The 24248-nt window shown below is 63.9% G+C and carries 19 protein-coding genes; 13 read left to right on the top strand and 6 right to left on the bottom strand.

Translation table 11 applies throughout. The features are described 5' to 3' along the window. The first annotated feature begins 112 nt into the window (after positions 1–112). The gene (gene serC, locus ACFUCV_RS03695) at positions 113–1240 is read left to right on the top strand and encodes a phosphoserine transaminase (RefSeq protein ID WP_380812148.1); all 1128 of its coding nucleotides are present in this window, start codon (positions 113–115) and stop codon (positions 1238–1240) included. A 72-nt stretch (positions 1241–1312) separates the two neighbouring features. Here serC and ACFUCV_RS03690 read toward each other — a convergent pair whose 3' ends face one another. Continuing rightward, positions 1313–1990 carry a DUF3027 domain-containing protein gene (locus ACFUCV_RS03690; RefSeq protein WP_380812146.1) on the bottom strand — a complete coding sequence of 226 codons (678 nt, stop codon included), beginning with the start codon at positions 1988–1990 and terminating at the stop codon, positions 1313–1315. A gap of 11 nt (positions 1991–2001) precedes the next feature. Beyond that, the gene (locus ACFUCV_RS03685) at positions 2002–2382 is read right to left on the bottom strand and encodes a cold-shock protein (RefSeq protein WP_380812144.1); all 381 of its coding nucleotides are present in this window, start codon (positions 2380–2382) and stop codon (positions 2002–2004) included. A gap of 187 nt (positions 2383–2569) precedes the next feature. On the opposite strand from ACFUCV_RS03685, the gene ACFUCV_RS03680 reads away from it, so the two are divergent. From ACFUCV_RS03680 to ACFUCV_RS03660, 5 genes are all read left to right on the top strand, one after another. After that, the gene (locus tag ACFUCV_RS03680; protein WP_380812142.1) at positions 2570–2809 is read left to right on the top strand and encodes a hypothetical protein; all 240 of its coding nucleotides are present in this window, start codon (positions 2570–2572) and stop codon (positions 2807–2809) included. 11 nt (positions 2810–2820) lie between these two features. Next, on the top strand, positions 2821–4704 hold the full coding sequence (locus ACFUCV_RS03675) for a helicase-associated domain-containing protein (RefSeq protein WP_380812140.1): 1884 nt from the start codon (positions 2821–2823) through the stop codon (positions 4702–4704). After that, positions 4697–6349 carry a DNA repair helicase XPB gene (locus tag ACFUCV_RS03670; protein WP_380812138.1) on the top strand — a complete coding sequence of 551 codons (1653 nt, stop codon included), beginning with the start codon at positions 4697–4699 and terminating at the stop codon, positions 6347–6349. The genes ACFUCV_RS03675 and ACFUCV_RS03670 overlap by 8 nt, the downstream gene beginning before the upstream one ends. Positions 6350–6460: 111 nt before the next feature. Continuing rightward, positions 6461–7252 (top strand): class I SAM-dependent methyltransferase, encoded by a 792-nt coding sequence (locus ACFUCV_RS03665; RefSeq protein ID WP_380812136.1) that lies wholly within the window; start codon positions 6461–6463, stop codon positions 7250–7252. A gap of 222 nt (positions 7253–7474) precedes the next feature. Further along, the gene (locus ACFUCV_RS03660; protein ID WP_380812135.1) at positions 7475–8380 is read left to right on the top strand and encodes a formylglycine-generating enzyme family protein; all 906 of its coding nucleotides are present in this window, start codon (positions 7475–7477) and stop codon (positions 8378–8380) included. A gap of 37 nt (positions 8381–8417) precedes the next feature. Here the strand turns inward: ACFUCV_RS03660 and ACFUCV_RS03655 are convergent, their stop codons facing one another. Then, the gene (locus tag ACFUCV_RS03655) at positions 8418–9353 is read right to left on the bottom strand and encodes a sugar phosphate isomerase/epimerase family protein (protein WP_380812133.1); all 936 of its coding nucleotides are present in this window, start codon (positions 9351–9353) and stop codon (positions 8418–8420) included. Positions 9354–9501: 148 nt separating this feature from the next. Here ACFUCV_RS03655 and ACFUCV_RS03650 point away from each other — a divergent pair, with 148 nt between their 5' ends. Together ACFUCV_RS03650 and ACFUCV_RS03645 are read left to right on the top strand one after the other, a co-directional pair. Beyond that, the gene (locus ACFUCV_RS03650; RefSeq protein WP_380812131.1) at positions 9502–11037 is read left to right on the top strand and encodes a sulfatase-like hydrolase/transferase; all 1536 of its coding nucleotides are present in this window, start codon (positions 9502–9504) and stop codon (positions 11035–11037) included. 520 nt (positions 11038–11557) lie between these two features. Continuing rightward, positions 11558–13933: a polysaccharide lyase 8 family protein gene (locus tag ACFUCV_RS03645; RefSeq protein WP_380812129.1), complete on the top strand. Its 2376-nt coding sequence runs from the start codon at positions 11558–11560 to the stop codon at positions 13931–13933. On the opposite strand, the gene ACFUCV_RS03640 is transcribed toward ACFUCV_RS03645, so the two are convergent. From ACFUCV_RS03640 to ACFUCV_RS03630, 3 genes are read right to left on the bottom strand one after another with little or no spacing between them, the layout of a single operon-like run. After that, positions 13930–15849, bottom strand: coding sequence for a DUF2264 domain-containing protein (locus ACFUCV_RS03640; protein WP_380812127.1), 1920 nt, complete (start codon positions 15847–15849; stop codon positions 13930–13932). The two genes, ACFUCV_RS03645 and ACFUCV_RS03640, sit on opposite strands and share 4 nt — an antisense overlap. After that, positions 15846–16841, bottom strand: a complete 996-nt coding sequence (locus ACFUCV_RS03635; protein WP_380812125.1) for a Gfo/Idh/MocA family protein — start codon at positions 16839–16841, stop codon at positions 15846–15848. Before ACFUCV_RS03635 ends, ACFUCV_RS03640 begins: the two co-directional genes overlap by 4 nt. 6 nt (positions 16842–16847) lie before the next feature. Next, positions 16848–17975 carry a substrate-binding domain-containing protein gene (locus tag ACFUCV_RS03630; RefSeq protein WP_380812123.1) on the bottom strand — a complete coding sequence of 376 codons (1128 nt, stop codon included), beginning with the start codon at positions 17973–17975 and terminating at the stop codon, positions 16848–16850. A 271-nt stretch (positions 17976–18246) separates the two neighbouring features. Between ACFUCV_RS03630 and ACFUCV_RS03625 the strand changes: the two genes are divergently transcribed. Genes ACFUCV_RS03625 through ACFUCV_RS03605 form a run of 5 tightly spaced genes read left to right on the top strand, consistent with a single transcriptional unit; the run spans position 18247 to position 24238 of the window. Further along, positions 18247–19554 carry an ABC transporter substrate-binding protein gene (locus ACFUCV_RS03625; protein WP_380812121.1) on the top strand — a complete coding sequence of 436 codons (1308 nt, stop codon included), beginning with the start codon at positions 18247–18249 and terminating at the stop codon, positions 19552–19554. Beyond that, a complete protein-coding gene (locus ACFUCV_RS03620; RefSeq protein ID WP_380812119.1) occupies positions 19554–20534 on the top strand; it encodes a carbohydrate ABC transporter permease in 981 nt (326 codons plus the stop codon). The genes ACFUCV_RS03625 and ACFUCV_RS03620 overlap by 1 nt, the downstream gene beginning before the upstream one ends. Positions 20535–20544: 10 nt before the next feature. Then, positions 20545–21468, top strand: coding sequence for a carbohydrate ABC transporter permease (locus tag ACFUCV_RS03615; RefSeq protein ID WP_380812117.1), 924 nt, complete (start codon positions 20545–20547; stop codon positions 21466–21468). Continuing rightward, complete coding sequence (locus ACFUCV_RS03610) at positions 21468–22922, top strand: sulfatase (protein ID WP_380812115.1); 1455 nt, start codon at positions 21468–21470, stop codon at positions 22920–22922. The genes ACFUCV_RS03615 and ACFUCV_RS03610 overlap by 1 nt, the downstream gene beginning before the upstream one ends. After that, on the top strand, positions 22919–24238 hold the full coding sequence (locus ACFUCV_RS03605) for a sulfatase (RefSeq protein WP_380812113.1): 1320 nt from the start codon (positions 22919–22921) through the stop codon (positions 24236–24238). Before ACFUCV_RS03610 ends, ACFUCV_RS03605 begins: the two co-directional genes overlap by 4 nt. The last annotated feature ends 10 nt before the right edge of the window (positions 24239–24248 follow it).

The following is a 24248-nucleotide window of genomic DNA, read 5'->3' as shown; positions in this document are numbered from 1 at the left end:
GACATGTGAGACAGCGCCGGTACATTTTTTCCTCTGCAGGGGATCTACGGCAGAATTGCCATCAGCCCCTGTCATTTTCCTAACTTCCACCGCTTAGATCCCGGAGCAACCAGTGAGCGAATCAACGCCCCTCACCATTCCAGCCCATCTGCGCCCGGCCGACGGCCGTTTTGGCTCTGGCCCCTCCAAGGTCCGGCCGGAGCAGCTTGCCGCGCTCAATGAAGCCCGCACCTTGATCTTGGGCACGTCCCACCGCCAGGCGCCGGTCAAAAACCTGGTCGGGGAGGTACGCAGCGGCCTCAAGCAGTTCTTCAAGGCCCCCGATGACTACGAAGTGGTCCTGGGGGTGGGCGGGTCCACGGCGTTTTGGGATGTGGCGAGCTTTGGTCTGGTTGAAAACAAGGCCCAGCACCTCTCCTTTGGCGAGTTTGGTTCAAAGTTTGCCGCCGCCACCAACAACGCCCCCTTCCTTGAGGCCTCCTCCATCATCAAGGCCAATCCCGGCACCCGCCCGGTGGCCGTGGCCGAAGCCGGGGTGGATGCCTATGCCTGGCCGCAAAACGAAACATCCACCGGCGTCGCAGCTCCGGTGCAGCGCGTGGCAGGTGCCGACGACGGCGCCCTGGTCCTCATTGATGGCACCTCCGCCGCGGGCGGTTTGGCGGTGGACGTGCGTGAAAGCGACGTCTACTACTTCGCTCCGCAAAAGAACTTTGCCTCGGACGGCGGCCTGTGGCTTGGCCTGTTCTCCCCGGCGGCGCTGGAGCGGGCGGCCCGCATTGGCGCGTCAAAGCGCTGGGTGCCTGACTTCCTGAACCTCACCACGGCCATTGACAACTCCCTGCTGAACCAGACCTACAACACGCCGGCGCTGTCCACCCTGGTGACCTTGAACAACCAGGTGCAGTGGCTCAACAGCAATGGCGGCATGGATTTTGCCTCGGCCCGCACGGCCGACTCAGCGGGGCGGCTGTACAGCTGGGCCGAAAAGTCCGCCGTCGCCAGCCCCTATGTGGCCAAAGCCGAGGACCGCTCCAACGTCATTGTCACCATTGACTTTGACGAGTCGGTCGATGCTGCCGCCGTGGCCAAGGTCCTGCGCGCCAATGGCATTGTGGACACCGAACCCTACCGAAAGCTCGGCCGCAACCAGCTGCGCATAGCCACCTTCGTGGCCATCGATCCCGAAGACATCACGGCATTGACCGCGTGCATCGACTTTGTCATTGAGAACCTCTGACAGCAGCCACTAAAAAGCCTCCGGGTGACGGCAAGAAACTTGCCGTCACCCGGAGGCTTTTTTTGCTTTTAGCTAGTATTCCCCGGCCGTCGGATCAACACTGGCGGCCTGGTCGGCGTCGGGGGCAAGGCCGTCGTCGGACGCTGTGGGGGCAGTTTGCTCCAGCACGGATGCCTCCGTGGTGGCGGCCGGCTCTGCCGGGGCAAAAGCAGCGTCGTCGTCATGTGGCTCCTGCCGGGAGGGCGCGGCCCCGTCCCCGGCGTCCTGCTGGGCGTCTTCGGGGCGCACCCGCTCGGCCCACGGCAACCAGGCCGGCGCCAGCACGGCGCCGTCACCGGGCAGCAGCCCCACTTCGTTGACGGTGGCTGCCTTGGCACGGGCCACCCGGGCCAGGGTGGCAAACCAGACCCAGCCGCGGTATCCCGGCTTGGTGGATTCAAACAGGTGGGTCACACAGCGCACGCCTTCACTACGCGCACCCAAATGCCTGCCAATTTCATCCTCGCCTGCAATGGTGAGCACGGCGGCGCGGGCCGTGGCGGCGTCGGCGGCCAGGAAGGCATCGGGTTTGCCCACCCGCCACACCGGAACGCCGGCACGTGGTGCGCTCTGCGGAGCGGGCGCTGCCACAACCGCAGCGGCGGCCGCTCCGGTGACGGTGCCCCGGGTGGCGGCGTCTGCTGCCTCGGCAATTTCGGCCAGGGCAGTGCTGTCGGCGGGCTCGGCGGGGGTGCCGGAAGCTTCACTCATGGCCGGCCCCGTTACGCGTCGAAGTTGTCGGCAACCTTGCGCAACGCTGCGGCAATCTTGCTCGCGTCACCCTCCGGGTACTTGCCGTTGGTCAGGGGTCCCACCGCGTGTTCCAGCAGGGAGACCAGGTCCTGCACAATGGGGGCCAGGTCCCGGGCCGGCATGCGCTTGGCCTTGGCAACGGAGGCGCTGCGGTCCAGGATTTTCGCGGCCATGGCCTGGGCTCCCTTGCGCCCGTCGGCCACGCCAAACTCCAGACGCATCCCCGGCTTGATGTCAGCGGCACCGGCCGGCAACGCATTGGCGCGCAGGAACACTTCGCGGCCGTCATCGGCGGCGATGATGCCAAAGCCCTTTTCGTTGTCGTACCACTTCACTTTGCCAATTGGCACTTGTCTTACCCCTTATAAAAGTCGTTGGCATGAACTGCTGTTGCGCTGCCTGTCCCGGGCTGTCTTCGCCGTGCCCGTGTGCGGGATGGGGGCGGACCGTGCCTGCGGCGGCAGCTTGTGCGGTTCTACTGCATCTAGGTTACCGCCTTGGCGGTGGAGCCGCGGCTTTGTGGCTAAAATTATGGGTATGAGCCCCCATTATTCAGCGCCACAGCCCCAAAGCGGCGGTTGGCAGATCTTCAACTACACGGCCATGGCGCTGGCTTTGACGGCGCTCGTGGCCCTGGTGGTGGTCCTGGTCAGCAAGTGGGCAGGAGCTGCCCCCTGGCCCGGCCTGAACTGGATTGCCATGATTTCCCTGCCGGCGGCCTTTCTCATGATGGGTGCCAGCGTCTTGCGTTCGGTGGCAATCCGACGACGCCTCTAAGCCCCCCACCCATGGGCACCCTGCCGGAGTTGGCAGCGGATTTGGCAGCCCGCACCGACGCCCAGCTGACGCGTCTGTTGATCCTGCGCCCGGACGCCATGACCCCGCCGGTCGCCAACTTTACCGACCTGGCCAGCCGCCTCTGCTCCACCCAAAGCATCAATGCGGCCCTGGACCAGCTGGTCCTGCCCGCGCTGCTGTCACTGCACCGGCCCTCCCCGCAGGCCGCGGCCTGGCTGCCGACCCTGCAGGAGCTCGCCCTGGTGGCCGTCAAGGAAACGGACGACGACGGCACCTGCCCCTTCCTGCCTCTCCCGGCCGTGAACCTCGCCTTGATTTTGTCCCCGGCACCGGATTCTGCGCACACGGCCCGTGCAGTTCGGACGGAATGCGGGTTGACCGACATGCCTCTTCCCTTCCCTGCCCTGCCCCCAGCTCCCGAAATGTTCTCGGTCAGCGGCGCACTGCGGGACAACGCCGCCGGAAGTGCCATTGAAACCCTGCTGCGCACCATGACAAATCTGCTCGAGTTGCTCTCCCACACGCCGGTGGCGGCTCTGCGGGATGGGGGCGTCGGCGTCCAGGCGTTGCGGAAGTTGTCCCGGACCTTGGATACGGAAGAAACCCTGACGGGCTTTTACCTGGAACTTGCCGCCATGGCCCGCCTCATTTCGCTGGACCGCAAGGCCCGGCACTGGGTGGCAACGGCGGAGAGCTGGCTGCCGCTGAACCGCCCCGCACAGTGGCTGGAACTGGTGCAAGCCTGGCTGGACAGCAATCGCGGCAGTGCGGCCCGCCCCCTGGCGCCGGAGCTTCCGGAACCCGGCCAGGATCAAGCCGGCAGGAGCAACACGGTCTCGATCCGCCGCATCCTGCATGCCGCGGTGCTGGAGTTGACGGGCCGCACACCATCACGGCCCGCAGCCTCGTCCGTGCGCAAGCTGCTGGACTGGCGGCATCCACGCCTCAGCACCCACTACTCCCCCCGAATCCCCGGGATCCTTCGGGAAATGGAACTGCTCGGCATCACGGGAGCGGGAGCGCCCAGCGGTCCCGGACTGGCCGTGGGCTCCGGAGTGGCCGTGGGCTCCGGACTGGCCGTGGGCTCCAGTGGCGGGACGGCCACCGACATAACCGCCGCGGTGGCTGCCCTGCTGCCGGAACCCATAGAGCACTTTGTGGTCCAGGGAGACTTGACGGCGATCGCGGCAGGGTTTCTTGCTCCCCCTGTTGGCGCCCGGCTCAAACGCATGGCGGTTTCGGAAGGACAGGGAACCGCCAGCATCTTCCGTTTCAGCCAAACCTCGCTGGAGAGGGCCATGGTGGCCGGCGAGAGCCGGGAATCCATTCGGTCGTTCCTCGCCCAACATTCCAGGACAGCTCTGCCACAGTCACTGGATTACTTAATCGATGCGGCAGCCATCCGCCAGGAAGCCGCCCACTTTGAGGCGCCGGCACGCCCCGCACCCCCGGCCGTCCGGGCCCTGCAGGCGCGGTCCACAACCAGTGGACTGGCCGGACGTGCCCCGGCAGCGGCCATTCCCGCCGCGACCGTTCCCGACCCCGCCAAGATTGCAGCGCAAATTGCGTGCCTGCGCAGTCAAGCTGCGGGGGGCGGGCAGGACGGCGGCGAATCCGGTCCGGCGCTGGTCATGGAACAATTACGACAGGCAATCAGGGCCGGTGCCGAAGTATGGCTGCGAGCGGTCAACAGCGTCGGGGACGTGGAACGGGTGCTGGTGGTGCCGACGTCGTTCGAGGCAGGGCTGCTGCGCTCACGCCTGCCAGGCACCGCCCGGGAACGGCGCTTTGGCATTCACCGCATCATTGCCGCCGAACCGGCCACACGGAACGAAGCGGACTTAGAGACCGGTAAGGGGCCATGGCATGAGTGAGGGACCCCTGATTGTGCAGGGCGACAAGACGATTCTGCTGGAAGTGGCGCACCCCGACTCCACCGAGGCCCGTCATGCCATCGCCGCCTTTGCCGAGCTGGAACGCGCCCCGGAGCATATGCACAGCTACCGGATCACGCCGTTGGGGCTGTGGAATGCCCGGGCGGCCGGGCTCGATGCCGAACACGTGGTGGACACGTTGCTGCGTTACTCACGTTACCCAGTGCCGCATCCGCTGTTGTTGGACATTGCCGAGATCATGGCCAGGTACGGCCGGCTGCGCTTGGAAAAGGACCCCCTGCATGGTTTGGTGCTGCGCAGCGATGACGAGTTGATCCTCACTGAGGTCAGCCATGCAAAGAAAGTCGCGGCGCTGCTCGGTGCCCGGATCGATCCGCTCACGGCAGTGGTCCACGGTTCGGCGCGGGGCGAGCTCAAGCAGCTGCTGCTGAAGACCGGGTGGCCCGCTGAAGACCTCGCGGGCTACGTGGATGGCACGGCGCACTTAATTGCGCTCACTGAGGGCCCCGGCTCGTGGACGCTGCGCGACTACCAGCGCACCGCCGTGGAGAACTTTTGGGCCGGCGGTTCCGGTGTGGTGGTCCTGCCATGCGGTGCGGGCAAAACAATCGTGGGTGCCGCCGCCATGGCCGCCTCCGGCACCACCACCTTGATCCTGGTCACCAATACGCTCTCGGCCCGGCAGTGGAAGGCCGAACTGTTGCGGCGGACCACCTTGACGGAAGCTGAGATTGGCGAATATTCAGGTGCCGTGAAGGAAATCCGCCCGGTCACCATTGCCACCTACCAAGTGCTGACGACCCGCAGGAATGGTGCCCACCCACACTGGGATTTGCTCAATGACAACGACTGGGGGTTGCTGGTCTACGACGAGGTCCATCTGCTGCCCGCCCCCGTTTTCCGGATGACGGCGGAGCTTCAGGCCCGCCGTCGTCTCGGCCTGACCGCCACCCTGGTGCGGGAGGATGGCCGGGAGGGCGAGGTGTTCGCATTAATTGGGCCCAAACGGTATGACGCGCCGTGGAAGGACATCGAGGCGCAGGGCTACATTGCCCCGGCCGACTGCGTGGAGGTTCGCGTGGACCTCTCACGTTCCGAACGGCTCGCCTATGCCACCGCGGAAGACGGCGCGAAGTACCGGCTGTGTGCCACCTCGCTGGCCAAGTCCGTGGCGGCCCAGGCGTTGGTGGCCGGTCATGCCGGTGAACAGATTCTAGTGATTGGGCAGTACATCGACCAGCTCGATGAATTGGCTGCCCGGCTCAATGCCCCGCTGCTGAAGGGCACCACGGCCGTGAAGGAACGGGAGCGGCTCTTTGCGGAATTTCGGCGCGGGCGGGTGCCGGTGCTTGTGGTGTCAAAGGTGGCGAACTTCTCCATTGACCTGCCCGAAGCGTCGGTGGCCATCCAGGTGTCCGGGGCCTTTGGGTCGCGGCAGGAGGAGGCCCAGCGCCTGGGACGGCTGATGCGGCCCAAATCCGACGGACGTACGGCCCGCTTTTACACGCTCGTGGCCCGCGACACGGTCGACGCTGATTTTGCAGCCAAGCGCCAACGTTTTCTTGCCGAACAGGGCTACGCCTACCGCATCACCGACGCCGCAACGCCCCCTTCCGGTTCCTAAAAAAGCCCTTTGCGCCCGCGACCTGCCGGGCCCTGCGGCGTAGGATGAACAACGAGATTCGCTGCCGGGTCCAGTGGTTCGCTGAACACGGTTCCACACCCTGAAGGCGTCATGAACACCGAAGAATCAGTTGCCGCACACTACGGCCGCAACGATGTGCAAGAGCAGTTGTTGGGCATCATCCGGGGCGCAGGGGGAAACCCGGAGAATTTTTTGCCCGCCGAGCTGCACGGTGCGGATCAACTGCACGTGGGCGGTGCGGCGGCCACCACACGGGTGGCTACCCGTGCCGGCATCAATGCCGGCAGCCACGTGGTGGATCTGGGTTCCGGGCTGGGAGGCGTCTGCCGGCACCTGGCCCATGACTTTGGTGCCACCGTCCACGGCGTGGATCTGACACCGCGGTTTGTCGATGCCGCCCGCTCCCTCACTGAACGGACCGGGTTGTCCGGGCAGGTGGCGTTCAGCCAGGGCAGCATCTTGTCCCTGCCCTTTGCGGACGACAGCTTCGATGCCGCATTGCTGGTGCACGTGGGGATGAACATTCAAGACAAGGACACGGTGTTTGCCGAAGCTGCACGGGTTTTGCGGCCCGGTTGTGTTTTGGCCGTGTACGACATCATGATTGTGGGCGGCGAGCCGGAGGAGTATCCGCTGCCCTGGGCGGTTACGCCCGACACCTCTTTTGTGCAGCCACCGCTGGCGTACAGTGACGCCCTGGCGCAGGCCGGGTTCACCGTGGATCATGAAGCGAAGCCGCTGGCCGAAGGCATTGACTTTTTGGAAAAGTCCCTGGCACGTGGCGGTCCCGCGGGAGTGGGCGAGGTGGCGTTGGAAAACCTGTTGTCAGCGTTCCGCGCCGGTTTCCTGGCGCCCGTGGAGATTTACTCGCATTTGCCCTAGCCGGTCCCGTTCTTCCGTCCGGGTCCGGATTGCGGGCCGTCGCCTGTTCGGAGCGGGCGCATTGGTGAACCTGCAGCCGAGCTGACAAACTTGTGCCACGTTGATTCCCGCCGCGAAAGAGAGCCCATGTCCAGTTGCTGCAGCCCAGCAGGCCGAGCTGAGCCCGGTCAGCCTGATGTACCCGCCGCCACAACGCCACATGGCGGAAGTCCCGCTTCGTCAATGACCTTCACAGCTGCCGCCCGCCGCGGAGCCAACGGCCACCGTGACGTTGCCATCCCCGCCGGGACCTTTGCCATGGGGGATCCGTTTGATGAGGGCTACCCGGCCGACGGCGAATCCCCCGTCCACCCCGTGCGCCTGTCAGCCTTTCGCATCGACGCCACGGCCGTGACGAACGCACAGTTCGCAGCCTTCGTCGAGGCCACCGGGTACCGCACCGAATCGGAGGCCTACGGCACGTCGGCCGTCTTCCACTTGGCCGTGCAGGCCGACAAGACGGACATTGTGGGCACGGCCGCCGGGACACCCTGGTGGTTGAATGTGCGCGGCGCCAACTGGGCTCATCCGGCGGGACCGAGATCGCATTGGCAGGATTCCCCCGAACATCCCGTGGTCCAGGTGTCCCATACCGACGCCCTGTCCTATTGCATCTGGGCTGGGCGGACGCTGCCCACCGAAGCGCAGTGGGAGTACGCTGCCCGCGGGGGATTGGTGCAGGCCCGCTACCCCTGGGGCAATGAACTCCATGGCGGGGTCAGCGGCGCCGGGCACCACTGCAACATCTGGCAAGGCACCTTCCCCACCGTGAACACGTGCGACGATGGCTTCCTTACCACCGCGCCCGTTGAGCGCTTCGAGCCAAATGGATACGGCTTGTACCAGACCAGTGGAAACGTCTGGGAATGGTGCGCCGACTGGTTCCTGCCCAAGTATTACAAGTCCTGCCTGGCCCGGGGCACGGTCGCGGATCCTCCCGGGCCTACCATTGGCCGGGGCCGGGTCATGCGCGGCGGCTCCTACCTGTGCCATGATTCCTATTGCAACCGCTACCGGCTTGCTGCCCGCAGTTCCAACTCCCCCGACTCGGCCAGCGGGAACTGCGGGTTCAGGACCGTCTCAGCTTAACCAAAGAGCCGTGCCAAGGCCCGGGGTGCGGGCAACCTCAAACGGCCCGTGATTGCGCGTCGGCTTCCTGGCGCACAGCGGGAGGGTTCACCAACACAGCCTTGAGGGAAGCCAGCGCCTCGGCGACCGGCGGCAGCTCAGGATGCCACGCCCGTTCCCATTCCAAGGACACCCATGGATCAGTAGTGCCATCTGCAGCCGCAAGGTCCGCGGCCAATGCGTGCATCCGGGCCAGCGGAAGCTCGCCCTGCCCCGGCAGTGTAAGCGTCACGGTATGCTCCCCCGGGTTCCGAACGCCGTCTTTGAACTGTGCGTACGCCAGGGAACCAGCTAACAGCTCCGCCGTGCGTTGAGGCCGTTCGTCGTACCGCCACGGATGCATGAGATCCCAAATCACCTTAACCGGCACATTGGGATCAACGTGCTCCAGAATTCGCACAACATCGGAGGCCCGCGGGTGCGAGTCGTGGGTTTCCAGCAGGATGGTCACGCCGAGTTCCCTGGCACGCGGAGCCGCGGCACTGAGCCTGCGAGCCCCCAGCCTGTCCGCCGCCACCAACTCCGGGGACGGCTCCGCCCCCGATTCACAGGGGTTGATCCCGGCACCCGGAAACACCCGCAGCTGCGCACCGGCTCCGGCGTTTCCCACCGACAGATCAGCGGCCAGTTCGAGGGCGGACAACAAGTCCGCGAGCACCGGATCTTCCGCGTTGGAGGCGCCCTGGGCGTGGGCGGCCGCAAACTCCGTCGGGGCGCACACGCGGACGTAGCTGGCCAGCGTTACAAGCGTGAGCCCGGCGTCGGCGAGCGCCGAGGCGACCGCGGCGCGGGCATCCTTGTCCATGCCGGAGTGGACGAACTCTTCGTCGGCCACGCGGATCTCCAGACCCGTGGCCCCGGAGTCCCGGGCGGTGGCCATGACCTGGGCAAGCGTGTCCCCGGGGCAACCCAAGGTGGAGAACGCCAGAGGCATGGTGGCCCCTTCCAGAGCAGTCGGTGATGTTCCTCAACACTAATCCGGCAAACGCTTTCCAGCAATGTTTGCCCCCTTTTGACTACTCCTTTATTCCTCTCCTGAAATGCTGGTATTCCTGGATGTTCCACCCTCTTAAGGAGCAATGATGACCGGTCCGGTACACCCCACCCCCGCCACCGGCAACCATTCCACCCAAGCTGGGGCATCGGAACTGCCCAACATTGTGTTCATCCTCAGCGACGACCAAGGAGCGTGGGCCCTGGGTTGTGCCGGCAATGCGGACATCCATACGCCCGTCCTCGACCGGCTTGCCGCCGACGGCACCCGGCTGGAAAACTTCTTTTGCGTCTCCCCCGTCTGCTCCCCGGCACGGGCCAGCCTGATGACGGGGCAGATTCCGTCCCGTCATGGCGTGCACGACTATTTGACGGGCATCGAGGTGGGCGCCGGCGCCCCCGACTACTTGGCCGGGCAGCGGATGTTTACAGACGTCTTGGCCGAGAACGGCTACCGGATGGGGTTGTCCGGCAAGTGGCACATGGGTGCCAACGACGCACCGCGCCAAGGCTTCGTCCACTGGTACGGGCTCGAAGGCGGCGGCAGTCCCTACACCGGTGCCACGATGTACCGCAACGGCGAGCGTGAGGAAACCACCACGTATCTGACGGACGCCATTACGGAGGACGCACAGGCATTCCTTGACAGGGAAGCGTCGCGGCAAGCTTCGGCACCTGCCGAGGGTGCGGGTCCAGGCGCCGAGCCGTTTTTCCTGGCCGTCAACTACACGGCCCCGCACAAGCCGTGGAAGGGCCAGCATCCCAAGGAATTCGAAGACCTCTACAGGGATTGCGCGTTTGAGAGCTGTCCGCAGGAGGAGCCGCACCCTTGGCAACCGGCAGTTGACGGGACGGCGATCGGCGGCGAGCCTGATGTACGGGCCGCCCTGGTTGGTTATTTCGCCGCGGTCAGTGCCATGGATGCCGCAATCGGCCGGATCATGGAGCAGCTGGACCATCTGGGCCTGCGCGAGAACACGCTTGTCATCTTCAGCAGCGACAACGGCTTCAACTGCGGTCACCACGGCGTGTGGGGCAAGGGCAATGGCACCTTTCCACAAAACATGTACGACTCCTCCGTCAAGGTTCCCGCCATCTTCCAGTGGCCCGGTCGCATCGCCAGGGGCAGGGTTCTCCAGGAACTGCTCTCCGCCTACGACGTCGCCGCCACCATCTTGGACCTGGCAGGCCTTGACGCCGAACCTTTCGAGACGGGGCCGGGCACTTCCTTTGCCCCGCTCCTGCAGGCCACGGACAGCACAGGCAAAGCTGTCAGCCGGGCGGAAAACGCCGTTGTCGTGTATGACGAATACGGGCCCGTCCGCATGATCCGCACCCGGGAATTCAAGTACGTCCACCGCCACCCGCACGGCCCCCACGAGCTCTATGACCTGGTGGCTGACCCAGGGGAACGGCACAACCTGATGGACGACGGCGTCGGCCACCCCGTACTTGCTGGCTTGCGTTCGCGTCTGGCCGGCTGGTTCACACGGCACGGTTTGCCGGAATTTGATGGCTCCGCGCTGCCGGTTGTTGGGGCAGGCCAACACAGGCCCCTCTATTGCCGGCCTGGGCAGCCGGATCCGCTGGGGGCGTTCACCGCACCGAACTGGGACGGCACCTAGGGGCGGTGCCAGGCGAACACGGTGCGCCATCGACTGGACTTGGGTGGCGGCAAAAAGCCAACGGTATCCTGCACAGGGCAGCGGCCACTGGGATGACCCACCACACCAAGACTTTCAGTTACACCCGGCAACGCCGTGCCGACGGTAAAAACGAAAAGCGCATGAAATGGATTGACAAGACATGGAAGAGTCCACATGCCAGTGTGTTCCCGTCATGCCCAATGGCTGCACCCTCGCTGCCCGGAGCGCCCGAAGAACGCAGGCTCCCCAGCGGTACCTCCACACTCAGCGATGAACAATCCCCTCGGGGCGCGACCACGCGGCCGCTGCAGCAGTGGGCATTGCACGTCGATTGATGTTCAGGGGAGAAAGGGCAGCTGCCCCTGCAACGCTGTCTGAAAGGCCAGGGTTGCAAAGTACTGCTTTATTCCTTGCTTTGCCGTGGTCTGTACTGTCAGGGACCCCAGTGATCCGGGTCACTCTCACCGGATCAAGACGCACAGACAAAAGGAATCCTGCAATGACGCCTGAACTTTCCCGCCGCCACATCCTCCAAGGCACGGCGGCCCTGACATTTGCGGGCCTGCTTGCAGCCGGCTTCACTCCCATGGCCCATGCCGCCGAAACAGCCACCCCGGCCGACCTTGACGCATTGCGGGAACGTTGGGTGGACCAGATCACGGGGCGCACAGTAATCAACCCCGCCGATCCTGACTTCGCAGCAGCCACCACCACGCTGGACAATGCCGTGGCAAAATCCATCACACTCCTGGCGCCGCGTCCCGGCCAGCTGGGTGTCTTCACGGACGCGCCCTTCTCTGGGGAAGCCCACATCGTGTCCACGTACAAGCGGCTCGCCCAGATGGCCACCGCCTGGGCCACCCCCGGCTCCAAATACATGGGCTCCGCAACGCTGCTGGACCAGATCCTCGGCGCCCTCGAGGACGGCAACACCTACATCTACAACGATGCCCAGGCCGAATACGGCAACTGGTGGTCATGGGAGATCGGCACCCCCAAGGCGCTGACGGACACTCTCGCCATCCTGGGCAGCCACGTCAGTGCCGAACTGCGTGCCAAGTACTGCTCTGCCGTGGACCACTTCATCCCGGATCCCACGAAACAGTTCCCTGACTCCCGCGGCAAGATCCTCTCCGAAGGCGCCAACCGGGTGGACATTTGCCAGGCCATCATCATCCGCTCCATCGTGGGCAACGACGCCCCCCGCCTCGCCGCAGCCATTGCTGCGCTGAGCCCGGTATGGCAGTACGTCACCTCCGGCAACGGCTTTTATGCCGACGGCTCCTTTGTCCAGCACAGCACCATCCCCTACACCGGCACCTACGGCGTGGTGCTGCTAGGCGGGCTGGCCAAACTGTTCTCACTCCTCGGCGGCTCCGATCACGCCGTGTCCGACCCCAGCCAGAGCATTCTGTTTGACACCGTGGAAAATTCCTTTGCCCCGTTCTTGCACGACGGGCTCATGATGGACTCCGTCCGGGGCCGGGCCATCTCCCGAACCCAGGAACGGGGCTTTGACGACGGGACCATCACCATCGAGGCCATTTTGTGGCTGGCCAAGGCAGCCGATGCTGCCACTGCCGCCCGCTGGCGGGCCCTGTGCAAGGGCTGGATTGCCCGCAACAAGTACAGCAACCCCTTGGCCGGAGCCTCCATCCCGCGCACCGCCCTGCTAAAGGAACTTGCGGCCTCCCCGACCGGCGCCGCGGCCGAAAAGCCCGGGCACAGCTTCTTCCCCGGCATGGACCGCTCCGTCTACCGGGGTAGAAACTGGGCTTTCGCGCTGGGACTGTCCAGCCGCCGGACCACTTGGTATGAATGCGGCAATGGCGAGAACAACCTCGGCGCCCAGACCGGCTCCGGCATGAGCTACCTCTACGCCGGCACCCAGGGACACTTCGACGACGACTTCTGGCCCACCGCCAACCTCAGCCGACTGCCGGGCATCACCGTGGACACCACACCCCTGCCGCCGCAGGTGGAAGGCCAATGGGGCGGCAAAACACCTGCGAACGAATGGACCGGGGGCGTCACCCTGGAAGGATCCGGCACCGTGGGCATGCACTTGATCGGCCCCGGCGGAACAGGCCTGCAGGCCCGCAAGGCGTGGTTCTACACCACGGACATGGTGGTGGCGCTGGGTGCCGACATCCACACAGCAAGTGGCGCCGCCGTCGAAACTGTCATGGAACACCGCAATCTGGGTGCCGACGGCGGGCAGGCCATCACCGTGGATGGCCGTCTTCACACGGCGGCGGCGGGCACGCCGGCGAGGTACGGGGCACCGAAATGGGCGCATGTCGAAGGCACCGGAGGGTACCTTCTGCTGGGTGCGGACGAACTGACGGTGTTGCGTGAGCAGCGCAGCGGCGCCTGGCAGGACATCAACACCGGCGGCACACCCGCCGTCGTCAGCCGGCAGTACGCCACCCTGCTCTTTGAACACGGCACAGCCCCGGCCGGCGCGTCCTACGCTTATGCACTGTTGCCCGGCGCTTCAGCCAAGGACACGGCAAAAGCCGTCCACAAGCTTGCTCCGCGGGTATTGCGTAATGACGCCGCGGGCCAGGGTGTGGAACTGGGAAAGAGGGCTGTGGCAGCCGTATTCTGGCAAGCCTGCACGGTGGGGCCGCTCTCCGCTGACAAGGCCGCCTGCGTGCAGTGGGAAGGCAATCCCGGCCAGGGCAGTTTGGCCGTTTCCGATCCCACCCAGGCAGCGGCCACCGTCACAGTGACGCTCGAAGGTGTCAAGTACCGGCGCCTCACCTCCGACACGGAGGCCACCATAAGCCTTGACCACCTCGGAAACACTGTGGTCATCGTTTCCGTTGCAGGGCTGATGGGCCGCCCCGCCCTGTTCACGCTGCGCAGCTAATCTTTAGGTGGTTCCCAACGGAAGACGCCCTGGTTGATCGAATCTGCCGGCCAGGGTGTTTTCCGCTGCCACGGCAGCACCAAGTGCCGCTCCCCCACACTCAGTTGCACTCCGTCCGGCGCCCACCTCCAGTGCAGGCCTGCAGCAAAGGTCTGCAGCTGGGCCAGGGTCAGGTCCAGGCCCACCAGATACAGCGCCCGGAGTTCATTGGAGCGAACCGGCAGCCAGTCAAGAACCGGCACCGCCGAGTGTGCACCTAAAATAGTCGCTCCGCCGTGGACCACTCGAGCGCCTGGCTCTGCGCTGCTGTCCAGCAGAAGCAAGCTGGAGGACGTGCCGTCTTCAGTCCCTGCCTGAGCGCCCTGCGCTTCCGTCTGCCCGCGCAGAATCCCGTGGGCGCTGCACGAGTAGCCGGAGACGGCCGGGGTCAACCCCACAACTCCCGTGAGATAAACAGCCCGCACTTCCACGCCGTCGAGCGCGGCAAAGGTGTACTGCACGTGCACGTCCCGGCCGTGGGCATCCAAGGCAAAGGAGCTGGAGCCACCGCCGGGACGCACACTGCCACCGCGCAGGCCCCGGTGCCTGCTCACGCCCCCGGGGCTCGAAACGTAGACGTCATTGTCACGGACACAGCTATCGGTTTCCAGCCACGGGACCGTGGCGGTGGAAAAGGCCATGCGCCGGTAGAGCGGGTCATCCTTTTGCGGGTGCCCGTCACTTCCGGCATTCAGTACCCTGACTGTTCCCGTGGCCTGGGTACCCACTGCCAACCAGCCGGGCCCCGCCAGCGGCAAGCTGAAGTTTCCCTCTTCCACCGGCAGTTGCCGCTCCGGCTCGGTCCAGGCTGGATGGTCGGCGGGGAGCAGCAGCCCCAGGAAACCTTTGGCGGCCCACTGCGGTGAACCCGGGGCGTTGTAGGGCTGCAGAATGCTGCTGTCCGCACCATGCCAGCCGAGGCTGAGGACACCTTCCGGGGCTGCACCGCCGTCGAGAAAGTATTTCAGCGTCCCGGAGGCAAGCCGACGGATTTGACCGGCAGGAACCACTGTGATGCCTTCGCGCAACGCCATCCAAAACGGTGCGGTGACACCCCAGCGGTAAATCAGCGACCTGCCGTGAATCAATGGCGCGCCATTGGCCCCAAACAGGTGGCTGTAGCCACGTACAAAGTGTGCCAGCCGGTCCCGATACACCTGGCGCCGGCCCGTGGCCTCGGCCTCGGCCTCGGCGAGCAAATCAAGAATAAAAAACGGGTAAAGGTGGAAGGTCCACGCGTTGTAATGGTCAAAACGGCGCCCTTCTCCATCTGAATACCAGCCGTCACCCACATACCAGTCTTCGATTCTTGCCAAGGCCCCCTCGATGCCGGCAGCGTCATGGGCGTAGCCGGCAGAAGCCAGAAAAGCTTGAATGGTGGCCGCGAACATGACGTGGTTGTTATCTGCGCCGAAGGACTGCGCCGAGGGCGCCAGCCAAGCCGCCGTATTGTCCCGAACCCGCTGCGGCACCACCTCCCATATCCACGGACGGCTAAAGTGCAGGCCCAACACCACGGCCGTGGCCTCCACGGTCGCTTGTCCATGATCGGTCAGTGCGGGCCACCGTTCAGCGGAGTGCGGATCCGTCCCGGCGTCGAGCGCCCGGGCATACCATTGGGCAGTTTCAGACAGTCTTCCGGAAAGCTCCCCCTCAGCCCCCGCCAGCCGCAATGCTGCAAGCAGGAAGGTTCTGGCAAAGCCTTCCAGCAGGTCCACACTGTCTTGTTCCCCCTCGCGAGGGAACCGTACGTGGGCCCCGCGGAAAGATGAATACCGCCAGGCCGCAGCGATTTGCTCATCAGCCACAGCCTCCCACTGCGCCCTGTCCCAGCCAGTGCAGAGGTCCGCGCCCTTTTTAAGTTCCGGGCTGATCATTGCGTGGGCTGCAGGGTTGCCGCCACGTTCACTGCCGTTCCACTGTCCGCGGAGTGGTAGGCGGCGAGCACCAGTTCCACTACATGCTTGGCATGTTGTCCACTCACACTGGGTTCGGCCCCGCCCACTGCGGCGATGAAATCAGCAAGTTGGGCCGTGAAAGCGTTTTGAATGTCTGCCGGAGTGCTGGTGTGCAAGGTGGACCGGACGCCGTCAATCTCCATGAACGAACCCCGGCGCGGATCAACGGTGACGGTGCCAAATTCACATACCACCAGCATTTCATCAATGTTTTGGGGCGTGTCAGAGACAATGGTGATCCGCAGCTGCACCCCGTTGGCCAAGAGCAGTTCCATGGTTCCATCAGTTTCCACCGGTGAACCAAAGCGGTTCAACGTGGTGGCTGATATCCGTGTCGCGGGGGCACCGCCCACCCAAAGGCTGCGGTCCAGGCAGTGGGCGCCAATGTTGATGAACGCCCCGCCGCCGGAGATCGACTTGTCAAAAAACCAGGCTGGCCGGGTACCCGGACGGTAGTCGGTGCTGCGGTAGTCGTGGATCATCAGCACTTGACCCAACGCCCCGGTGGCCAAAGTGTGTTGCAGTGCAATTTTCTCCGCCATGAAGTGCTGGATGAGGCCCACCACCATAACAACGTCGGCACCGGCGCAGGCCTGTTCCATCAGGTGACAGTCAGCCATCGTGGTCGCCATGGGCTTCTCCACCAGGACGTGAACGCCGTGCGCGGCCGCGGCCAGCACCATCTCCTTATGCAGACTGTGCGGAGTGTTAATGACAACGGCGTCCACCACCCCCGCAGCCAGCATGGCCAAGTAGTCGGTAAAGACATCAGCACCCCACGGTTCCGCCACGGCTGCGGCCGCCTCCGGCAACAGGTCACACACGGCGGTTAGCTCAACGCCGTCAAGGGCGGCTGCACCTTTTGCATGGAGTCCTGCCACTGCGCCCGCGCCAACAATTCCCAATCGCATTTTCACTCATTCCTTGTCGTGCTGCACGGATGGCGTCTTGGCCCCGCACGATTCTCTAATGACCAGCCGCGGACGCAGCCGCACCTGGTGGATGGGGCAATCGTCACCCTCCACCAAGCGGCGCAACAGAATTTCCGCCGCCATTTTTCCTATCCGGTGTTTGGCGGGGGCTACGGCGGTCAAGGGGACCTCGGCAAGGTCCGCCAATTCGTCGTCGTAGGAAACCAATGCCAGGTCCTCCGGGATCGACACGCCGGCTCGGCGTGCCGCAGCTTCCAGCAACGTTGCTTCCCGGTCTCCGAAGACCAGGGCGGCTGTGATGTGGGCATTCCTCAGGCTGGCCAGCAGCCGCTCGGTGGCACCCGCTTCCCAATCACGCTTTTGCACCGGGAAGATTAAAGGCGCAAAACCAAAATCCTTTGCGGAACGTTCATAGCCGGCCACAATGGCGGGTTCTGTGGGTGTCTGGGTCCGGGTCAGCAGCGCCACTCTGCGGTGCCCCAGGCCGATGAGGTGCTGGACGGCGTCGTACGCCCCTCCTTGGTGGTCCGAGCACACATGTTCGGTGCGGTCCCCCGGACCTAGATCCATCAAACTGCGTTCCAACAGGACCACGGGCACGTTCAAGGCGGCCAGCTCCCGCACCCGCTGCTGCGGATCATTGATTCCACTTAGAGTGGGCACTAAAATCAGCCCATCCACACCGGAATCAATGAGGAAGTCGATGCCGGCATCCTCGCGTTCCGGCTCATAGTTGTACGTCGAGAGCTGCAGACCCACGCCCTGAGCCGAGAGTGTCTCCTCGATGCCTTGAAGCACGCGCGGGTAGTACAGCTGGGTGTCCGGAAGCAGCACACCCACGGCGAGTTTGGACCGGCGCCGCACGGGCACTTGTCCGGCAACAAAGCTGCCCGCCCCCTGCCGCCGCACCACAATTCTGGCTTGCACCAAATCATCGAAGGCGCGGCGCACAGTTGTCAGCGACAACCCGGTCTCGGCCGCCAACTTCGCCTCAGTGGGCAGTTTCGCACCCGCAGCCCAGGTGCCGGCCAAAATGCCGCGGCGAAGCTCATCAGCCAGCGCTTGGAATTTCAGTTCCCTGGAACCGGCATCGCGCACTGTTCCGGATTTCACTTGTCTAGTCACGGCGCCCTTTCTGCTAGCCCGCCTGTGACGAGCCTGACAGACGAATAAGAGATGAATAAAGGTGTATTTCCAATGTATGCGCAAAATCCTGTTGCAGATTCGTTGAGGAGAAGTCTAATTTCCGGCGGTAGCGAGACAGCACTGGGATGGGTTTTTTAAAACGGCTTTCAAATACACCTTGATTCCTACCTTTTTCGACTGTTTGAGTCTTCTCACCAAGTCGTGATCCACGGCACAACAACTTCACGAGGTGTCTTGCATGAGTACCAAATTCCGCATCGTACGGACGCTGGCCGTTTTGGCTGGCTCATCATTGGCCCTGGCCGCCTGCGGCGGCGGCACAGACAACGCACAGAGCGGCACAGAGGGCGGTTCATTGTCGTACTGGTCCATGTGGAAAGAGGGTGAACCGCAGCAAAAGGTCATCGCCGAAGCCATCAAGGACTTCGAAGCGGAAACCGGGGCCACCGTAAAGGTGCAGTGGCAGGGCCGTTCCAACGTCCAAAAGCTCGTTCCCGCACTGAACACCAACAACGTTCCGGATATTGTCGACGGTCCCTACGCCAAGCTCGCTCCGGTGGTGGGCGACACCGGCCAGGCACTGCCTCTGAACGACGCCTACTCGGCGGAGGTTGACGGCAAGAAGGTCTCGGAGCTGATTCCGGCCAAATACATTGAAGTCAGCAACATCAAGGATGCCGATGGCAAACCTTGGATGCTGCCTTACAGCCTGAGTTCCGACGGTTTCTGGTACGACGCCGCCAAGAACCCCGACCTTGAAAGCACCCCTCCCGGCTCGTGGGATGACTTCATCGCCGTTCTGGACAAGTACAAGTCAGAGGGCAAGGTTCCGCTGGCTGCCGATGGTGACATTTCCGGCTACAGCTCCATGTGGTTCACCACTGCCCTGGTGCGCTCTAAAGGCACCGGCGCCTTCGCCAAGGTCGCTGAAGACAAGACCGGCGCTGCCTGGGACGCTCCCGAAGTGCTGGCAGCAGCCAAGAAAGTGGAGCAGATCGCCCAGGGAAACTACTTGATCCAGGGCTACAACGCCAGCAAATGGCCGGCACAACAGCAGGCGTGGGCCACCGGCAGCGCCGAGTTGCTCCTGAATGGTTCCTGGATTCCCACGGAGACCAGCACTTATGCAGATCCTGCCTTCAAGTTTGCGTCCTTCCCTTTCCCGCCCATGGCTGGCCAGCCGGACTCCGTGCGAGCCGACTTCGTGGGCTGGGCCGTCCCCAAGAAGGCGAAGAACCCGAAACTGGCCCAGGAATTGGCCACGTTCATGCTCGGCAAGAAATACCAGGACGCCTACGGAACCGACGCCAAGGTCCTGCCGGTTCGCCAGGATGCCGCGACAGCCCCTGAAATGGCCTCCGTGAAGAAGGCCCTGGACAACGCCGAGGAAGTGTACCTGCAAAATGACGGCGTCACCTCTCCGGGCTATGTGGAGAAGATCCTCTGGCCCATCAACGACGAACTCTTCCTGGGCAAAATCAAGGCAGAGGAATTTGTTGCCAAGATGAAGGCAGCACAGATTGGTTACTGGAAGGACAACGGCTGATGTCCACCACCACTGGACGCCGCACCGCCGCCAACACGGTTTCACCTGCCCCGGCTTCGGCGAAAAAGTCGAAGCCGGGGCAGGGCGGCAGCAGCATTGACCGGCAGCGCCGCAAGCTCCTGATCCCGTTCGTCGGCCCGGCCTTTATCTTCTACACGGTCCTGTTCATTGTCCCGGCCATCGGCGCCGGCTGGATCAGCCTGCACGTCTGGGCAGGTTCCGGTCCGATGACGTTTGTGGGCCTGGAAAACTACGTCCAGGTTTTCAAGGACGATCTGTTCATGAAGTCCTTCGGCAACACCTTGCTGTTGCTGTTTGTGGTCGGTGCCGTGATCTTCATCCTGGCGTTTGCCATGACCCTGGTGCTGCGCGATATGGCCGGGAAGAAGGTGGTTCGCAACGTCATTTTCTTCCCGCACCTGATCAACGCCCTGGTCTTTGGCGTGCTGGCCGGCTTCATCTTCAACCCCGGCGGCATGGTCAACACCCTGCTCAAGCCGTTGGGCGTCACTGAACCGCCAGCCTGGTTGGCCCAGGAAAACATCTTCCCGCTCATCATGGCGACCCTCGTGGCCACCACCACCGGTTACTTCACCACCATCCTGATGGCCGGCGTGGACCGCATTCCCCCGTACTTTTATGAGGACTGCGCCCTGGCTGGAGCCACCGCCTTCCAACGGCTGCGCTATGTGATCCTGCCCCTTACCTGGGATGTCTTTGGCACCTGCGCGGTGCTCTGGACCATCTCCTCCGTCAAGATCTTTGAAATCATCTGGGTCTTTGGCGGCAGCAGCGGAGCAGGCATTCCGCCCACACAAAGCTGGACCACCGCCGTGTACACCTACGTGACAGCCTTTTCCGGCCAGTCAACGCCCGCCTACGGCGCCGCCACAGCCTCGGCCATCATTTCTCTGGCCCTGGTCTCGGTGCTGGTTGTGCTGCTGCGTCGTGCGATGCGCCGCGACGCCATTGAATTTTAAGGAACCCTTCATGAGCACCCAGACAGATCCCCAACCCCCGGCACCGGCCAAATCCGCCGCCCGCCGTCCCAAAAACTTCCACGGCGTCAGTCCGGCCCTGCGTGCCGAACACAATGCGGTCCGCTCCGTGGGGGTTGTGCTCCTTTGGGCTGTTGTGGCCATCAGCATCGGCATCCTGTTGTGGATGCTGCTGCAGTCCTTCCGTGACACCCGGAGCATCCTCGGCGACCCCTGGGGGTTGCCGGACACCTTCGACTTTTCCAATTTTGTCCGGGCGTGGACCGTAAGCGACTTTGCCACGGCCACCTACAACTCAGTGGTGACGACGGCGGTTTCATCCTTCGTCTGCGTCGCCATTGCCGCCCCTGCCGCGTACTACCTTGCCCGCGTGGAAAGCCGTCTGACGGGCGGGCTGAGCCTGTACTTCATCCTGGGCCTGGGCATACCCGCACAGGTCATTCTCATTCCGTTGTTCGTCATGCTGAACAAAGTGAATCTGACGGACAGCCTCCTTGGCCTAAACCTGATCTACATCGCCATGTCCATGCCCTTCACCGTGTTCTTGCTGACGGCATTCTTCCGCAGCCTGCCCGTTGAAATGGAGGAGGCGGCAGCGCTCGACGGCGCGACGGCCTTGCGCACATTTGTCCAGGTCACACTCCCGCTGGCCAAGGGCGGCATCCTGACGGCGTTTGTATTGCAGGTGGTGGCGCACTGGAACGAAACGCTGCTGGCGCTCACGCTGATCCAATCCACCGAAAAGTACACTTTGCCTGTTGCCTTGATTTCCTTCGTGCAGCAGCAGACATACTCAGGCGCCGACTGGGGCGGCCTCTTCGCGGGCCTGTGCATCGTCGTCCTGCCCATGTTGATCATCTACGTCTGGCTGGGCCGTCGCCTGACCGAGGGGCTGACTTTGGGCATGGGCAAGTAATGCCGGCTTCCAACCTGTTGTTCGTTATTGCCGACCAGTTCCGGGCCATGTGTCTGGAACCAGGTGGCGACCCCGTTTCCACCCCGTTTTTGGATGGCCTCGCAGCCGATGGCGTCTCGCTGGCCCACGCCGTCAGCAACTACCCCGTGTGCAGCCCGCACCGGGCAATGATGATGAGCGGGCAATACCCGGTCTCCAACGGCGTCACCCACAATGTGAACTCCGAAACCGCCCAATGGGGCGTTGGCCTGCGGCCTGGTTCTCCTTCTTGGGCTGCCGTGCTCAGAGACGCTGGATACGCCACCGGATACATTGGCAAGTGGCATTTGGAGGCACCCGTCCCCGAGGATGCCATACACGGCACAGGCGTGTTGGCGGACGGCCGGTATTGGGATGCCTACTCCCCCCGGGACCGCCGCCACGGATTCGACTTTTGGTATTCCTATGGCTGCTGTGACGAGCACCTGAGCCCGCATTATTGGACGTCCGACGCCGAACGGCATCAGCGTCTCAACGTCACCGGGTGGTCGGCGGCCCATGAGACGGACGTTGCCGTGAAGTTTTTGCACGGTGCCGCCGGTCCCGCCCATGGTGGCACGCCCTTCGCCCTGGCGCTCTCTTGGAACCCCCCGCACCAGCCCTTTGACCAGCTGCCGCCGGACCATGAACGCGGCTACGGCGGCCTGGCCCCCGAGTCCTTGTTGAACCGGCCCAACGTGAACTTGAAATCCGATGCCGGTCGGGAGGCGGCAGCCATCGCTCCCCTATATTATGCAGCGGTCAGCGCCATTGACGCCCAGCTGGGACGGCTTCTAAAGACGCTGGATTCCCTGGACCTGGCCCGGAATACGCTGGTGATTTTCACCTCCGACCACGGCCAGCAAATGGGCAGCCACGAACTTCTTTACAAAAATGTGCCCTATGAGGAATCCATGCGGATCCCCTTTGTCATGCGGTGGCCCGAACGTCTTGACGCTTCCGCGGCTGCCACGGTGGGACTGTCCAGCGTCGACATCGCCCCGACGCTCCTGGGGCTGCTGGGTTTTAGCAGCAAGGTGCCCGCCACCATGCAGGGCCGGGACGTTTCCGGGGCATTGCTTGCGGCGGAACCCGGATCCGCAAAAACGCATGATGGTGATCTTCCGCAGGGGCAACCCGGGGCATCTGGTTCAGGGGCGCCGTCGGCCTTGTACTTCTACTACCCGCGCGATGTCCGTGACATTGATGTGCGTGGCCTGCGGACGGCCACAGGGAAATTCATTGCCCGGTTCCATCCGGATGAGGGCCTGTCCACGTCCCTGTTCAATCTGGTGGAGGATCCTTTTGAACTTCACAATATCGCGGACCCCGACCAGCTGAGCAGGTGGTCGGGTGAGTTGTTGGCGGCCCTCAAAACCGCTGGCCAGTCCTGGATCGGGGAAAACACCCTCGCGAAGTTGGTGCACCCTGCATGAACATCGTGTTGATCATGGCTGACCAGTTCGCCGCGCATGCCTTGGCGCGTCTGAGGGACACTGATGCGCATTTTCGGACACCGAATCTGGACCGGCTGGCGGCAGTTTCCACCGTCTTTACGGAGGCCTACACTTCATTCCCGTTGTGTGTTCCGGCGCGAAGTTCCATGATGACAGGCATGCACCCGCACCAGCTTGGCATCATGTCCAACGAAAAGGACCTGCCGGACAGGTCCCACGATCCCGGACACGGGACGGCGTCCCTGGGGCACTGGTTCACTGCAGCCGGATATGACTGTGCCTACGCTGGAAAGTGGCATGCCCGCCAGGCCAGCGCCACCGCCGCGGACGGCTTCGCGCCCATTCATCCCTTCGGCGACGAGGGACTGGTGGAAGCCTGCACGGACTGGCTGAGCCGGCGGGACAGCGGACAACCCTTTCTGCTCGTGGCCTCCTTCGACGATCCGCACACCATTTGTGAATATGCCCGCTCCCAGCCCATGCCGTATGGGAATGTTACTCCTGTGGATTTACTGGACGCGCCGCCATTGCCGGCAAACTTCCCCGCCGCACCCTTTGAACCCGAAGCAATGCGGTTTGAGCAGGCGGCTGCAGCACGGATGTATGGCACGGGCACGTTCGGCCCCGAGGACTGGCGCCACTATCGGGCAGCGTACGCGGAGCTGGTAACGCGCGTTGACCGGCGCATTGGGCAGCTGCTGGATTGCATCGAGCCCGCCAGCACCGCCGTCGTTTTCATCAGCGACCATGGAGACGGCGATGCGTCCCACGGTTGGAATCAAAAGACCGCCCTGCACCAGGAATGCATCAAGGTGCCGTTCATGGTGCACGTGCCGGGCCAGTCCGCGGGCGTGGTGGACATACCCGTTCCGGCCGTCTTGGGGATCCTGCCCACGCTTTGCGAGGTGGCGGGAATCGACGCGCCAGACGGCCTGGCCGCGGGTTCCCTGCTGGCGCCCCAGGCGGATCGGGTGGTGGTCCAGACGGCCTTCCCGGGCGCTGCGGACCTTCCCGGGGCTGGCACCTCCGGCCGCGCGGTAATTTTGGAGCAGTGGAAATACACCGTCTACGACTGGGGAAAGCATCGCGAGCAATTGCATGACCTCAGCGCCGACCCCGGCGAGCAACGGAACCTGGCCGTGGAACGCCAATATTTTCACGTGCTTGAACAAATGCGTGAGCATCTGCTGCAGTGGTCACGGGCCACCGGAGATGTTGGATTTTTAAAGCGGCTGGTGTTGCCCAGCTCCGCAGCGGCAGGCATGCAGCAGGAGATTTTCAAAATACCCTTCTAGTCACTGGGAA

This window comes from Specibacter sp. NPDC057265 (genome assembly GCF_042668835.1).
In the GTDB taxonomy this organism is placed as follows: domain Bacteria; phylum Actinomycetota; class Actinomycetes; order Actinomycetales; family Micrococcaceae; genus Specibacter.
The sequence above is the reverse complement of the archived record's forward strand: the minus strand, read 5'-3'. Positions and strand labels throughout refer to the sequence as shown.

Bases quoted from the DNA above. Each gene is read 5' to 3' on its own strand.
- ACFUCV_RS03690 (WP_380812146.1), bottom strand. From the start codon at position 1,990: ATGAGTGAAGCTTCCGGCACCCCCGCCGAGCCCGCCGACAGCACTGCC.
- ACFUCV_RS03680 (WP_380812142.1), top strand. From the start codon at position 2,570: ATGAGCCCCCATTATTCAGCGCCACAGCCCCAAAGCGGCGGTTGGCAG.
- ACFUCV_RS03675 (WP_380812140.1), top strand. From the start codon at position 2,821: ATGGGCACCCTGCCGGAGTTGGCAGCGGATTTGGCAGCCCGCACCGAC.
- ACFUCV_RS03670 (WP_380812138.1), top strand. From the start codon at position 4,697: ATGAGTGAGGGACCCCTGATTGTGCAGGGCGACAAGACGATTCTGCTG.
- ACFUCV_RS03665 (WP_380812136.1), top strand. From the start codon at position 6,461: ATGAACACCGAAGAATCAGTTGCCGCACACTACGGCCGCAACGATGTG.
- ACFUCV_RS03660 (WP_380812135.1), top strand. From the start codon at position 7,475: ATGACCTTCACAGCTGCCGCCCGCCGCGGAGCCAACGGCCACCGTGAC.
- ACFUCV_RS03655 (WP_380812133.1), bottom strand. From the start codon at position 9,353: ATGCCTCTGGCGTTCTCCACCTTGGGTTGCCCCGGGGACACGCTTGCC.
- ACFUCV_RS03650 (WP_380812131.1), top strand. From the start codon at position 9,502: ATGACCGGTCCGGTACACCCCACCCCCGCCACCGGCAACCATTCCACC.
- ACFUCV_RS03645 (WP_380812129.1), top strand. From the start codon at position 11,558: ATGACGCCTGAACTTTCCCGCCGCCACATCCTCCAAGGCACGGCGGCC.
- ACFUCV_RS03640 (WP_380812127.1), bottom strand. From the start codon at position 15,849: ATGATCAGCCCGGAACTTAAAAAGGGCGCGGACCTCTGCACTGGCTGG.
- ACFUCV_RS03635 (WP_380812125.1), bottom strand. From the start codon at position 16,841: ATGCGATTGGGAATTGTTGGCGCGGGCGCAGTGGCAGGACTCCATGCA.
- ACFUCV_RS03625 (WP_380812121.1), top strand. From the start codon at position 18,247: ATGAGTACCAAATTCCGCATCGTACGGACGCTGGCCGTTTTGGCTGGC.
- ACFUCV_RS03620 (WP_380812119.1), top strand. From the start codon at position 19,554: ATGTCCACCACCACTGGACGCCGCACCGCCGCCAACACGGTTTCACCT.
- ACFUCV_RS03615 (WP_380812117.1), top strand. From the start codon at position 20,545: ATGAGCACCCAGACAGATCCCCAACCCCCGGCACCGGCCAAATCCGCC.
- ACFUCV_RS03610 (WP_380812115.1), top strand. From the start codon at position 21,468: ATGCCGGCTTCCAACCTGTTGTTCGTTATTGCCGACCAGTTCCGGGCC.
- ACFUCV_RS03605 (WP_380812113.1), top strand. From the start codon at position 22,919: ATGAACATCGTGTTGATCATGGCTGACCAGTTCGCCGCGCATGCCTTG.